The following is a 13,413-nucleotide window of genomic DNA, read 5'->3' on the forward strand; positions in this document are numbered from 1 at the left end:
TTGAAGTGGGTGTGAATTGAGAAAATGTGGTGGAGAGGGGTGTTATTTTCTGGCACCATCTTAGCTACCTTCGAAAGGTGAACGTTTTCTTAGACAATTTCTTAACGTTTTTCCATAGCGCTTTTGTGCTGTTTGTTCTAACCGGATGGATGTTCAAATCCACTCGAAGAGCACATATCATTGCCATTGGACTGACCATAATCGCCTGGTTGGGAATTGGGTGGTACAAAGGTGTGATCGGCTATTGCCCGCTTACCGACTGGCACTGGGACATTAAGCGTGAATTGGGAGAACGAAACATTCCCAGTTCCTTCATTGAATACATGCTGGAGAAAATTAGTGGTTTAGATCTTAACCGAAAACTTGTGGATATTGGAACTGCTATAGGATTAATACTAAGTGTTTTGTGTGCGGGGTATGTGAATCTGCGTTCACGATTTTCTAAGAAATAGTGAATATACGATCCCATGGTTTGTGTCTTCACAAACCATGGAGTTCATTATTTTCAATGAATCCTACAATCAGATTCTAGGTCAGATTAAGCCAATCTTTTCCCCACTTCTCTGATCACCTTCAGTAAGTAATCGACCGTTCCCTCATGCATCCGGTGATTGATCAGGCAGGCACGGATCACAAACTGATGATGCAGTGTGGTACCGGTGATAAACACTCGACCGTCTTTTTCTAAAGCTGGAATCAACTTTCTGTTCAGCTCGTCAATGGCTTTCTCGTCAGTTAGACCATTTGTGTATCGGAAGCAGGTGACTGCCAGATGCGAAGTGCTTTTCAATTCAAAGTCATTTGCTTTTTCTACTTGTTCACCCAGGTAATGTGCCAGATCTATGTCCTTCTGGATCATCGCTTTTAGCTTTTTCATGCCGTAGGTTTTCAGACTCATCCACACCTTGATCGCTTTTGCATTTCGTGTCAGCTGGAAGTAGTGCTCATTGAAGTTGGTGCGTCCATGCTCCTCGAGTCGGGTGTCCAGGTAGCTGGCTTGCTTAAAATACGTCCGCTGAAGGATGCTGAAATCTTTTACAAGCAGACAACCCGCTTCAAAGGTCTGGTACATCCATTTGTGGAAGTCCAACGCCAGGGAGTCAGCCAGTTCAATGCCTTTGTATTCCTTTTGGATGCTTTTCAGACAGGCAGGCAATCCACCATAGGCGCCATCAATGTGGAACCACATGCCATCTTCTTTCGCGATGGCAGCCAAAGCAGTCAGGTCATCAATTGCTCCGGTATTTACTGTTCCGGCAGTCCCGACCATACAAAAAGGAGTGAAGCCTGCAGATTTATCTTTTTCTATGGCAGCTTTCAAAGCTTCCAGATTGATGGTAAAGTCATGATTGACTTCAATTTTTCGAAGCTGGTTGGTGCCAATGCCCAACTCCATCAGGCTTTTGTCCACACAGCCATGCACTTCGGTTGATGCATAAACAGTAAATGGCTTCATTCCGAAAAGACCCTTTTCCCGGATGTTTTCTTTTTCAAAGAAGATGTTTCTGGCAACTGTCAGGCCGGCCAGGTTGGCTGCCGAACCACCACTGACCATCACTCCTCCACAGTCTTTTCCAAAGGTGGTAAGCTCACCTGCCCACTGCACGACGCGTTTCTCTATCTCACTGGCTGCAGGACCAAGGTGCCACTTACCCACATTCTGATTGATCGTAGCAGTAAGTTTCTCAGCAAGCAAAGACATCTGTGAGCCGCCTGCCATCACATAAGCATACATGTATGGACCCACATTGTTGGTTGCCGTATCCATTACTTTTTCTTGGAATAAATCAATAACCATTTCTGGATTCATTCCTTCTTTAGGCAAGGGTTCATCAAACCAGCTTTCTACTTCTTTCTGCGGGAAGTAGTGATAGGCTTTCTTGTTCTCAAGGTCAGCAAGTTGGTTGATAACTAAATCAGAGGTTTTATTGAGCAGCTTTTCAAATTGCTCAGGAGAGAAATCGAGTGAGTTATTCATTGCCTAATTCGTTTAGGGTTCGTTCTTTAAAATCTTTTTGGCTGTACTGTACTTCCAGGGCTTCCAGCAGATCCAGGAAATTGCTGTCCTCCGAAAAGAGCTTTTTTGTGCCCTCAATCCCTGCCTCCCATATTTCCTCAAATCGGGGCAGGTTTTCTTCAGCTTTCGCAGATAAGAAAAAATGTTTTTTACGAGAATCTGACTTATCGATGGTGGAATTGAGATAACCGGACTTTTCCATTTTACCTACTATGGTGATGATCGATGGATGTGAGAAATGAAGCTTAGTGGCCATTTCGGTTACTGAAAGATGCTCGTACTTCTTCAAAAGCTTGAATATCAGGAACCAATTAGGCTCTATGTCCAGCCCAAGCTCTTTGTACATTTGCCGGCCACTATGGACCATGACTTCACTTAATCGTTTCAACCTTACGGCAAGTCCCAGATAACCCAATTCATTTACGAAATCGTATTTCATATTAATGTAGTCAACTACGTAAATATACTATAATAAATGTAGTTGTCTACATAATTTTTGAATAATTGGTGTTTATTCGTCTGGGATTCTTTGCCTTAATACGGAATAAAAGCCGGTGTAATATTCCTTGATAGCCAGCACTTCATCGTCTTGGTTAACATGGAAGTCGACAAAATCATAGGGCCATTCTGGTATCCAAAACTGATGGTTATCCTGGTAATACATTTTGACACAATCATCTCCCATACAATAGTGAAGATTGTTGCCCACCAACTTAATGGTGGTAATATTATTCATTTTATGATCGAAGTTGCGATAGGTTCCTTCATACATTGTGAGATCGATCGGAGGGATTTCTTCCGTTGCATAATTTGGAATTTCCTTATCGAGCACGACTCTGGCATATTCCGCAAATATTTCCCTGACACTAATGACCGAATTATCGGTATTGATGAATACAACAAAAGTGAGGTCTCTATCCGGGAAGTACACCATGATTGAGTATGTTGATTTATGACCACCTGTATGCCCAATAATTCGTTCACCTATGAATTCACCATTCCTTACTCCTATTCCATATCCGGTTTGAATGCCATTGTTCAAAATAATGGGAGTAGTCATTGCTTGATAGGACTCAGGGCTTATGATTCGACCATTTGCCCATTTATTGGGAAATTGAGCTAGCATGATGGAAGTGGCTGTTAATCCACCATCCCCCTTAATCCATGTCCAGTGAGGATAGGAGATAAACTCCTGATCCTTTAATTCCCAATAAGGAGACATTTCAGGGTCGCTTTTGGCGGTGGCGATAAGCTCCAGATTAATCCCGGTAGGCTGATTGATAATGCGGTCAACCTCTTGTTGGAAGGTGTTGCCGGTTATCTTTTCAACGATAAGTCCCATTAAGTAAAAACCTGTGTTGCAATAGCTATAGTCACTACCGGCTTCAAAAATCTGACTCCTGTCTTTAAGGAATGTATAAATATCATTCTTATATGGATCTTGACCTGTCTTCACATAGGCTGAGTCTATTTCAGAAGCATAATCCGGCAAACCTGAAGTGTGGGAAAGCAAGTGTCTAAGCGTAATAGTTTGGCCTTGCTCCTTATTTGGAAAATCCGGAAGTAGGTTAATGAGTGTGTCATTCAGAGAAAGTTTATCCTCATCTACTAGTTTCATAACAATTACAGCCCCAATCAATTTAGAAACGGAAGCCATCAGAAACCGGCTCTGATTGGTTACTGGTTTTGTTTGTTCCAGATCAGTATATCCGAATCCCTTGGTGTACAAGGTGTCTGACTTCTGCATGATTGCGACGGATATTCCGAGTACCTGATTTTTTTTAATGAATGACTCGCCGATGGAATCAAGTCTTGTTAACAGAGAATTTTCCTGGGATTGTTCAGGTGATGAGCAACAAGTAATCATTGCCAACAATAAGATTAGGGTAAGATTCTTCATGTGTAATAGGTGAGTAACTATTCAATTTAAGAAAAATCGACGGGATTTCTTCAGAAGCAAATTGATTGAAACAGCTTTTTATTAATTTCCAATTCAATATGGAAAATCAGAAGTTCTTCAAGAAAATAATGGTGGCCAATCGGGGGGAGATCGCCATTCGTGTTTTACGTGCGATATCTGAATTGCACATTCGATCAGTAGCGGTTTACACTTTTGAGGATCGCTATTCGCTGCACCGCTATAAAGCTGATGAGGGATATCAAATTGGCCCTGATGATGAGCCGTTAAAACCCTATCTGGACATTGAGGAGATTATTTCTGTTGCCAAACAAAACGAAGTGGATGCGATCCATCCGGGCTATGGGTTCCTATCCGAGAACGTAACATTCGCTACACGGTGCAAGGAAGAAGGAATCGCATTCATCGGCCCTGAACCTGAGGTGATGTCTCAACTGGGAGACAAAGTGATGGCGAAAAAAGTGGCCAGAGCGGCCAAGGTTCCGGTCATTGAGGACAATCAGAAGACTCTTGAAAATGACGAGATTGCAAAAAGCGAAGCGAAGCGTATTGGCTATCCGGTGATCTTAAAAGCTTCTGCCGGAGGAGGTGGAAGAGGGATGCGCGTGGTAAGAGATGAGCAGACCCTCATCAAATCATTCAATGAGGCCAAATCTGAAGCCGGAAAGGCATTTGGAGATGACACGATTTTCCTGGAAAAATATGTGGAGAACCCAAAGCACATTGAAGTGCAGATCCTGGCGGATGGGGCAGGTAACATTGTGCATTTGTATGAACGGGATTGTTCAGTCCAGCGAAGGTTTCAAAAGGTAGTGGAAGTAGCACCCAGTGTTGGATTGAAGGATGAAACAAGGGAAAAGCTTTATGAATATGCATTAAAAATTGCAAAGCAGGTAAACTACAACAACGCTGGAACAGTAGAATTTCTGGTAGACCCGGATGAGAACATCTATTTCATTGAAGTGAATCCGCGGGTGCAGGTAGAGCACACCATAACCGAGGAGGTGACAGGTATAGACATTGTTCGAACGCAGATATTGATCGCAGCAGGGTGTAAGCTCTCTCATCCTCAGATTTTCATTCAGTCTCAGGACGATATTCAGGTTCGGGGGTTTGCGGTGCAGTGCCGTGTAACTACAGAAGATCCTGAAAATGGGTTCAAGCCAGATTACGGAACCATCATAGCCTACCGAAGTGCCGGTGGATTTGGTATCCGACTGGATGCAGGGAATGTATACAATGGAGTGAAGATCTCCCCATTTTTTGACTCACTATTGGTCAAAGTGACTGCCAAAGGGCGGACGTTGAAGGGTGCTGCTCAGCGTTTGCACAGGGCCCTTAGAGAATTTAGGGTACGAGGTGTGAAAACCAATATTGGATTTCTGGAGAACGTGATCTATACGGAAGATTTTTTCAATGGGAAAGCCACCGTGAACTTTATCGATAGTCACCCGGAACTGTTTGAAATCAAGAAGAGCTTTGACAGGGGAACCAAAACCCTCAATTACATTGGAGAGATTTCTGTCAATGGAAATCCAAATGTGAAGTCTTTTGATCCGAATAAAACCTTTAGAGCACCAAAGCTTCCTCATTTCCAAAAAGATGGAGCAGTGCCGGAAGGTTCAAGGGATCTGTTGAAAAAACTGGGAAGAGAGAAGTTTGTCCAATCGATCAAGGATGATTCAAAAGTACATTTCACAGATACAACGTGGAGAGATGCTCATCAATCGTTATTGGCCACTCGGTTTCGAACGGAGGACATGCTGAAGGTGACCCGAAGCTATGCCCAGCAAAACCCGGAAGTTTTCTCAATGGAGATGTGGGGAGGTGCTACCTTCGATGTGTCTATGCGATTTTTGAAGGAAAGTCCGTGGAAACGATTGCAGCTCATGCGCGAAGCTGCCCCAAACATCTTATTCCAGATGTTACTGCGGGGATCGAATGGAGTAGGCTACACAGCATATCCGGATAATCTGATTGAACGATTCATCGAGCGGACCGCTGAAAATGGAATGGACATCTTCCGGATTTTCGATTCACTCAACTGGATCGAAAATATGAAGGTCAGTATCAAAGCGGTGAGGGAACGAACGGAATCGCTGGCTGAAGCCTGCATATGCTACACTGGCGAGATACAGGATAATGATCAGAAGAAGTATACGCTTCAATACTACCTGGATATGGCCCGTCAGCTGGAAGATGAGGGAGCACATTTGCTGGCAATCAAAGACATGGCCGGACTATTGAAGCCATACAGTGCGCAATTGCTGGTATCTGAATTGAAAAAAGCGGTGGACTTACCGATCCATCTGCATACACATGATACCTCATCTATGCAGGCTGCCATGTATCTGAAGGCGGTGGAAGCGGGAGTGGATATCATCGATGTTTCGCTGGCTTCCATGTCAGGGCTTACCTCTCAGCCTAATTTCAACTCGTTGATTGCCACCTTGAAATATCATGACCGTGGCAGGGAGATGAACCTGAAATCGTTGAATGAACATTCTACTTATTTTGAGGATGTTCGGGAGTTTTATTACCCGTTCGAATCAGGCTTAAAAGCAGGAACAGCAGAAGTATATGATCACGAAATTCCAGGTGGGCAGTACTCCAATCTTAGACCCCAGGCCATTGCACTTGGGTTGGAACATAAGTTTGAAGCCATCAAGAAAAACTATAAGATCGTAAACGATCTCTTCGGTGACATTGTAAAAGTGACACCTTCTTCGAAGGTAGTAGGGGATATGGCCATGTTTATGACCGCCAATGACCTGACGGCTGAAGACATTTTTGAAAAAGGCGAGTCCCTATCATTTCCTGAATCAGTGATCGGCTTCTTCAAAGGAGACTTAGGTCAGCCACCGGGCGGGTTTCCTGCTGAAATCAGTAAGTTGATCCTGAAAAACCAAAAACCACTAAAGGGACGAGCAAACGACAACATGGAACCCGTAGATTTTGAGAAGGAATTTGCTGCTTTTCAGAAGGAGTTTCCGTTGACAGACTTTGATGATTTTCTTTCGTATAAACTATACCCGAAGGTTTTCAAGGAGTATTACCAACACATCCAGGATTATGATGAGGTAAGCCATCTGCCAACCCCTGTTTTCTTCTATGGGATGAAACGAGGTGAAGAGGTGATCGTTGAAATTGCAAAAGGCAAGAACATCATCATTGAAATGGGATATATCACTGAGCCGGACGAGGAAGGCATGCGTACTGTTTCCTTTAAACTGAATGGGCAAACAAGGAGAATTAATATCCGAGATAAGAAGGTAGCAGTTCAGAAAGTATCTAATAAAAAAGCAGAGTCAGAAAATGAGATTGGTTCACCGCTTCAGGGCAAGATTGCAGAAGTGAAAATAAAAGAGGGAGACAAGGTGAAGAAGGATGATGTGCTGTTTGTGATTGAAGCAATGAAAATGGAGACGACTGTTTCTTCATCAATTTCCGGGACAGTTAAGAAGATTCACCTCCAGGCCGGTGAATTGGTGGAACAGGATGATTTGGTGGTGGAGATCAAATAATTCCCCTCCTTGGAGGGGCTAGGGGTGGGTCACGACGAACCCTCATTTACAGTTGGTTGCTGGTACTCCAGAAGATCTCCCGGTTGACAATCGAGTGCCTCACATAGAGCTTCAAGCGTAGTAAATCGCATGGCTTTTGCTTTGCCTGTTTTTAAAATGGAAAGATTAGCTTCTGTGATGCCCAGCTGCTGTGCCAGGTCCTTCGAACGAACTTTTCGCTTCGCCATCATGACATCAAGGTTTACAATGATTGGCATGGCTCAGATAGTTAGTTTATTCTCTTCCATTAATTTGTTTCCCTCTTTAAAGATTTCCGCTAAGACAAAACATACCAGGGCGAATAATGCGTACTTAAGGTCTAGCGAGGCGGTCATGGTTAAACCGATGGTTTCACCGAATTCAGTTAAAGGTTTTATTGAGGGAATTGCTACGACAAACCAAATTAGAAATAGTTGTCCCATTTTTCGGAATGAAAAGACATTTTCAAATCGAAAGGTTTCTACACTCGAAATGGATTTGATGATGCGTATTGATAATTGAATAATCCTAAAAAGAATCACGACCATCGTCAAGCTTCTAACACATGTGAAGTAAAAGTAATACGCACCAAATTCACTTAATGGCGGGGTTAGTGGAACACCTCTATCAGTTGTCATCTCCGTCTCAAATGTGAAAATGGATGAGTCTTGCACCATATGAATTTTCTCTAGAAACGAAAGTTCCAAAGGCCAGGCGATCATGAAAAATACAAGTATTAAACCCAGTAATATATCTAGCGCTAGTATAATGCGAGCAGCAAAAGTTGCTAATCTCAATAGGTTATTATTCATTTTAAGATAATTAATTTACGTAATTATATAATTAATTATTTAAAAACAATAATTTATAGTGAAGATATTTTATCTCTTATTTAAGAGTATTTAGAATTAACCTATCTTATCCTGGTTTTGAATCGCACAAAAACCAACTGGATCTACTTGGCACTGCTCATCCTGGCAGGTGAAGCTATTTTCGTATTGCCTTTCGTGCTGCAGCGGGTGTTTCGAGCAACCGTACTGGAAGTATTTCAGATCAACAATACCGAGTTAGGGTTGTGCTTTACTGCTTATGGGCTGGTAGCCATGGGGTCTTATCTCTTTGGTGGCCCGATTGCCGATCGCTTTGAGCCCAGAAAATTGATTGCCTTTTCTCTTTGGAGTACCGCTATAGGAGGATTTGTGTATGCTAATTTTCCCGGATTTTTCATCTTACAGATTTTATATGGTTTTTGGGGCTTCAGCACTATCTTCCTTTTCTGGTCACCCATGATCAAGGCCGCCCGTATTTGGGGAGGCACCAAAGATCAGGGAAAGACCTTCGGGATTTTAGATGGAGGCAGGGGACTGGTTGGAGCCTTATTTGGAGTCTTTTCAGTCGCTCTATTTGCAAACTCATTGGCAGAAACCACCGATGCATTGCTGGAAGAAACCAGAGCTGCTTTCCGCATGGCCATTTATGGATCTTGTGTAGTGATCACCATAATCGGAGGATTGATTTGGTTTTTTTTAAAGACCCGGAAAGATAGAGTTGAGAAGGTCGATCATCTCTCTTTAAAATTGGTAAAGGAGGTAGTGAAGTTACGATCTGTCTGGCTGCTGATGGCTATCATCCTATGTGCCTATGTTGGGTACAAAACAACAGATGTAGTCTCGCTTTACGCAAGGGAGGTATTGCAGTATGATGAAATCACTTCAGCGCAGATCGGGACATTCCTTTTGTTTATGAGACCTGTTGCAGGAGTAGCTGTCGGATTTATTGCAGATAGGCATAGTATCACTCGCTGGTTGATTATCAGTTTTATCATTTGCATTGCTGGTTCATTATGGTTTGTCAGTGGATTGGGTCACTCTATCCTATCGCTGTTTCTGGTTTCAGTTTTTACCATTGCAGGAGGTGTTTATGCAGCACGGGCACTTTATTTTGCGGTGATGGAAAAGGGTAAAATTCCCTTACATCTTACCGGTACCGCAGTAGGTCTGGCATCATTCATAGGTTTTACCCCGGATGTATTTGCAGGAGTAATGGTTGGAGCTATTCTGGACAATAATCCTGGACAACAGGGTCATCAATTCGTTTTTTTGGTGCTTGCAGCTTTCTCCTTGGCAGGATGCTGGGCGGCATGGAGGTATCACCTTCACAGTAAAAGATAAAATTTGATGCTTGTCAAAAGGCCAATAACTTAGCTATGTGAATCCATCAGAAATACTAAAGCAATACTGGGGGTATGAATCATTTCGTCCGCTTCAGGAAGACATTATCCAGTCTGTTTTGGATGGAAAAGATACACTGGCACTGCTACCAACCGGAGGAGGCAAATCCATTTGCTTTCAGGTGCCAGCCATGGCTATGGAGGGAATTTGTATCGTCGTATCTCCATTAATTTCTTTAATGAAAGATCAGGTGGATCAGCTACAGAGAAGAGGGATAAAGTCTGCAGCCATTTACTCCGGAATGAGTCGCAGAGAGATTGATATTACGCTAGACAACTGTATCTACGGCAGCTTTAAATTCCTATATGTTTCTCCAGAGCGCTTAAAGACGGAGATTTTTCTGGAACGTGCTGCTCAAATGAACATCTGCCTTTTGGCAATCGATGAGGCTCATTGTATCTCTCAGTGGGGGTATGATTTTCGTCCTCCATACATGCAAATTGCTGAGTTTATGGAAGCAGTCAAAGTGGAGCGGGTAATTGCATTGACGGCCACTGCAACCAAGGAAGTAAAAGATGATATTCTTGATAAGCTCGGGATGAAAGACGTGCAGGTCTTTCAGAAGAGTTTTGCACGTGCCAACTTATCGTACTCTGCTTTTCGGCTCGAGAATAAAGAAGGGAAGCTGCTTGAAATTCTCGGTAATGTTCCGGGCTCCTCAGTCGTATATGTGCGCAGTAGAAAACGAACCCGGGAGATTGCTGATATGCTTGGTAGAAATCAAATCTCTGCGGATCATTATCATGCTGGACTAACTGGGCTTGATCGATCGGAAAAGCAAACCGCCTGGATTAATAATAAAACACGAGTGATGGTTGCTACCAATGCGTTTGGTATGGGGATTGACAAACCGGATGTACGTACGGTCATACACATGGATTTGCCCGATTCACTCGAGGCATATTATCAGGAAGCCGGGCGTGCAGGGCGAGATGAAAGAAAGGCATATGCAGTGGCACTGTACCACGATCAGGATATTGATGAACTGAAGGAGCGGACGAGTAGGTCAGTGGTGAGCCTTGAGCAGATCAAGCGGACATATCAGGCTTTGGCAAATTTCTTTAAGATGGCAATCGGGAGTCATGCCCTGTCCAGCTTTCCATTTAATTATGAGCAATTCATAAACACCTACAATCTACCTGTGGTCGAAACGTATGCAGCCCTCAAAAAGCTGACAGATGAGGGGCTCATTCAAATGACAGAAGGGTTTTACGAACAATCGAAGATCACTTTTTTAATGGATAAAAGTGAGACCTATAAATTTCAAATAGCCAACCCGAAACTTGATTCTGTAATTAAAACACTCCTACGGCTATATGGTGGCGAAGTATTCGCTGGATACGCAAAAATCAAGGAGAAGGACATTGGTTCGCTGCTTAAGACTGATAAAGTTCAAGTCAGGAAATGGCTGAAGTTTCTCCATGATAGTGAGGTAATTGACTACCAGCCTGCAATGGATTCCGCGACGATTACATTCTTAACGCCTCGTCTCGATCCGGAGAAGTTACCTATTGACAACAAGCAAATTGAGTGGAGGCGAAAACTGGCATTGGAAAAAGCGAATTCGGTAATTGATTATGTAAAAACAAACGATTGTCGTACACAGATATTTCAGCGGTACTTTGATGAGGAAACGACGATCACTTGTGGTATTTGTGATAATGACTTGGAAAAGAAGAAGAAACTGAAAGCCAGCGAAATACCTGTGGAAAAAGTGGAGGAAGTGTTGGAGTCTCCCCGTAATATGTCGGAGCTACGGGCTCTCCTCGCCAGCTACACTCAGGATCAGATCATGGAGGCTTTACGCATTCTCATTGATGATAAGAAGGTAATTGAGAGTGGAGGGAAATTTTCGTTGACATAGCTATTTCCCCCTTGAGGGGGATAGGGGGTGAATTGTTTGAATAATCCAGCATCACCCACCTGACCTCCCTCAAGGGAGGAATTAGTTCGTTTTAAAAAATCAATTTTCTTTACCCCTCCAAAGCTGCAACACCTGGCAGCACCTTTCCTTCCATATACTCTAGCAAAGCCCCACCTCCGGTAGAAACGTAAGAGACTTTATCACCATAGCCCAGGTTGTTCACGGCGGAGGCAGAGTCACCACCTCCGATCAGCGAGAAGCCTCCATTTTCGGTTGCTTTTACTACTGCTTGAGCAATCGTGTTCGTGCCTTCGGCGAAATTACCCATCTCAAATACTCCCATTGGGCCGTTCCAAAGGATTGTTTTAGAGTTTTCAATGATTGTGGAAAAAACCTCTCTGGATTCAGGGCCAATGTCTAATCCCATATATCCCTCTGGAATGGCGTAATTATCTGAAGTTTGAGTGTTCGCATCGTTGCTGAAATCGTCAGCGACGATGGAGTCTTTAGGTAGCTGAAGGTCTACGCCTTTTTCTTTTGCTTTTTGGATCAGCTCTTTCGCCAGGTCCAGTTTGTCTTCTTCAACCAGCGAGTTGCCGATCTGGCCACCCATTGCCTTGAAGAAGGTATAACTCATGCCCCCACCAATGATCAGGTGATCCACTTTATCCAGCAACTGTTCTATGATCATGATCTTGTCAGAAATCTTGGCTCCCCCCATGATGGCGGTAAAAGGCTTATCAGCTTTTTTCAGTACTTTTTGAGCGTTTTCAAGCTCCGCACTCATTACATACCCGCAGTACTTTTTCTCGAAATATTTTGCCACGACAGTAGTGGATGCGTGCGCTCTATGCGCTGTTCCAAATGCATCATTAACATAAATGTCTCCGTGTTTGGAAAGCTTTTCAGCAAATGCCTCATCACCGGCTGTTTCTTCCTTATAGAACCTGACATTGTCGAGCAAAAGCACTTCACCACCTTGTAGTTGTCTGGAAAGCTCATTGGCAGATTCACCAATGCAATCACCCCCAAACTTCACTTCAACTCCTAGCTTTTCACTCAGACTGGGAATAATGTGTCGTAGTGAGAATTTATCTTCCGGTCCATTTTTAGGCCTGCCCAGGTGAGACATCAACACGCATGATCCACCATCTTTTAAAATTTTCTTCAATGTTGGGATGGCTGCATTGATACGAGTTTCATCCGTCACTTTCATATCCTCATTCAGCGGGACATTAAAGTCTACCCGGATCAATGATCGTTTTCCTTGAAAATTGTAATCTTCGATGGTTTTCATGCTTCTGTCGTTTGCGATCGCAAACATAAGAAGTGAGAAGCTATTTTAAGGCTATTCCATCTGAGCAAATGAAATGAATTCCTCAACAGTCATCGAGTTTCTTTTGGCTATCAAATCTCCATCTGGGCTAAATAAGCAAAAGGTTGGATACTCGTTTTCCGTTTCAAATTCCCTGCGAAGCTTAATATGATATTTATTGACTTTCCTATGAATCTTACTTGGCATAGGATACGGCTTCATGATTAAATGTGTATTTAATAGGATCACATTATCATAAGCTTCCACCACGGATTTATCAGTAAATACTTCTTTTTTCATTCTTTCGCATGGACGACACCCATCGCCTGAAAAGTACAAGAGTATCTTTTTATTTTCTGCTTTCGCCTTTTCCTCAAATGAATCAATCTTATGATCATATCTCTTCAGATCTGTAAACTTTAGAGTGTCTTGAGCCAAAGAAGATGAAATGATAACGACAAAGAGGACTATGGTGATTTTTAGGTTTAACATAAAATATTTTTAGGTAAAGTAAATATAATTAAAG

The 13,413-nt window shown here is 43.0% G+C and carries 11 protein-coding genes; 4 read left to right on the forward strand and 7 right to left on the reverse strand.

Annotated elements, in window-relative coordinates; genetic code table 11:
• Window positions 1-77: 77 nt before the first annotated feature.
• Window positions 78-452, forward strand: a complete 375-nt coding sequence (locus ACP14Y_RS14065) for a DUF2784 domain-containing protein (protein WP_424963570.1) — start codon at window positions 78-80, stop codon at window positions 450-452.
• A gap of 86 nt (window positions 453-538) precedes the next feature.
• Here the strand turns inward: ACP14Y_RS14065 and ACP14Y_RS14070 are convergent, their stop codons facing one another.
• The 3 genes from ACP14Y_RS14070 to ACP14Y_RS14080 all read right to left on the reverse strand — a co-directional run bounded on the left by ACP14Y_RS14070 (window position 539) and on the right by ACP14Y_RS14080 (window position 3,917).
• The gene (locus ACP14Y_RS14070) at window positions 539-1,978 is read right to left on the reverse strand and encodes a pyridoxal phosphate-dependent decarboxylase family protein (protein WP_424963571.1); all 1,440 of its coding nucleotides are present in this window, start codon (window positions 1,976-1,978) and stop codon (window positions 539-541) included.
• Window positions 1,971-2,456, reverse strand: a complete 486-nt coding sequence (locus tag ACP14Y_RS14075; RefSeq protein ID WP_424963572.1) for a MarR family winged helix-turn-helix transcriptional regulator — start codon at window positions 2,454-2,456, stop codon at window positions 1,971-1,973. The genes ACP14Y_RS14070 and ACP14Y_RS14075 overlap by 8 nt, the downstream gene beginning before the upstream one ends.
• A gap of 72 nt (window positions 2,457-2,528) precedes the next feature.
• A complete protein-coding gene (locus ACP14Y_RS14080; protein WP_424963573.1) occupies window positions 2,529-3,917 on the reverse strand; it encodes a serine hydrolase domain-containing protein in 1,389 nt (462 codons plus the stop codon).
• A gap of 98 nt (window positions 3,918-4,015) precedes the next feature.
• Between ACP14Y_RS14080 and ACP14Y_RS14085 the strand changes: the two genes are divergently transcribed.
• Window positions 4,016-7,459, forward strand: a complete 3,444-nt coding sequence (locus tag ACP14Y_RS14085; protein WP_424963574.1) for a pyruvate carboxylase — start codon at window positions 4,016-4,018, stop codon at window positions 7,457-7,459.
• 29 nt (window positions 7,460-7,488) lie between these two features.
• Here the strand turns inward: ACP14Y_RS14085 and ACP14Y_RS14090 are convergent, their stop codons facing one another.
• On the reverse strand, window positions 7,489-7,716 hold the full coding sequence (locus tag ACP14Y_RS14090; RefSeq protein WP_424963575.1) for a helix-turn-helix domain-containing protein: 228 nt from the start codon (window positions 7,714-7,716) through the stop codon (window positions 7,489-7,491).
• A 3-nt stretch (window positions 7,717-7,719) separates the two neighbouring features.
• Complete coding sequence (locus ACP14Y_RS14095) at window positions 7,720-8,289, reverse strand: DUF2975 domain-containing protein (protein ID WP_424963576.1); 570 nt, start codon at window positions 8,287-8,289, stop codon at window positions 7,720-7,722.
• Between the two features lie 117 nt (window positions 8,290-8,406).
• On the opposite strand from ACP14Y_RS14095, the gene ACP14Y_RS14100 reads away from it, so the two are divergent.
• Together ACP14Y_RS14100 and ACP14Y_RS14105 are read left to right on the forward strand one after the other, a co-directional pair.
• Window positions 8,407-9,648: an MFS transporter gene (locus tag ACP14Y_RS14100; RefSeq protein WP_424963577.1), complete on the forward strand. Its 1,242-nt coding sequence runs from the start codon at window positions 8,407-8,409 to the stop codon at window positions 9,646-9,648.
• 37 nt (window positions 9,649-9,685) lie between these two features.
• Window positions 9,686-11,572 (forward strand): RecQ family ATP-dependent DNA helicase, encoded by a 1,887-nt coding sequence (locus ACP14Y_RS14105; RefSeq protein ID WP_424963578.1) that lies wholly within the window; start codon window positions 9,686-9,688, stop codon window positions 11,570-11,572.
• 109 nt (window positions 11,573-11,681) lie between these two features.
• Here ACP14Y_RS14105 and ACP14Y_RS14110 read toward each other — a convergent pair whose 3' ends face one another.
• Together ACP14Y_RS14110 and ACP14Y_RS14115 are read right to left on the reverse strand one after the other, a co-directional pair.
• The gene (locus tag ACP14Y_RS14110; protein WP_424963579.1) at window positions 11,682-12,869 is read right to left on the reverse strand and encodes a phosphoglycerate kinase; all 1,188 of its coding nucleotides are present in this window, start codon (window positions 12,867-12,869) and stop codon (window positions 11,682-11,684) included.
• Window positions 12,870-12,920: 51 nt separating this feature from the next.
• Window positions 12,921-13,379, reverse strand: coding sequence for a thioredoxin family protein (locus ACP14Y_RS14115; protein WP_424963580.1), 459 nt, complete (start codon window positions 13,377-13,379; stop codon window positions 12,921-12,923).
• Between the last annotated feature and the right edge of the window lie 34 nt (window positions 13,380-13,413).

The sequence above is a fragment of the Ekhidna sp. genome (genome assembly GCF_965247405.1).
Taxonomy (GTDB): Bacteria; Bacteroidota; Bacteroidia; order Cytophagales; family Cyclobacteriaceae; genus Ekhidna.

Excerpts from the sequence above, each read along its gene's own strand:
- ACP14Y_RS14070 (WP_424963571.1), bottom strand. The coding sequence starts at position 1,978 with ATGAATAACTCACTCGATTTCTCTCCTGAGCAATTTGAAAAGCTGCTC.
- ACP14Y_RS14075 (WP_424963572.1), bottom strand. The coding sequence starts at position 2,456 with ATGAAATACGATTTCGTAAATGAATTGGGTTATCTGGGACTTGCCGTA.
- ACP14Y_RS14080 (WP_424963573.1), bottom strand. The coding sequence starts at position 3,917 with ATGAAGAATCTTACCCTAATCTTATTGTTGGCAATGATTACTTGTTGC.
- ACP14Y_RS14085 (WP_424963574.1), top strand. The coding sequence starts at position 4,016 with ATGGAAAATCAGAAGTTCTTCAAGAAAATAATGGTGGCCAATCGGGGG.
- ACP14Y_RS14090 (WP_424963575.1), bottom strand. The coding sequence starts at position 7,716 with ATGCCAATCATTGTAAACCTTGATGTCATGATGGCGAAGCGAAAAGTT.
- ACP14Y_RS14095 (WP_424963576.1), bottom strand. The coding sequence starts at position 8,289 with ATGAATAATAACCTATTGAGATTAGCAACTTTTGCTGCTCGCATTATA.
- ACP14Y_RS14110 (WP_424963579.1), bottom strand. The coding sequence starts at position 12,869 with ATGAAAACCATCGAAGATTACAATTTTCAAGGAAAACGATCATTGATC.
- ACP14Y_RS14115 (WP_424963580.1), bottom strand. The coding sequence starts at position 13,379 with ATGTTAAACCTAAAAATCACCATAGTCCTCTTTGTCGTTATCATTTCA.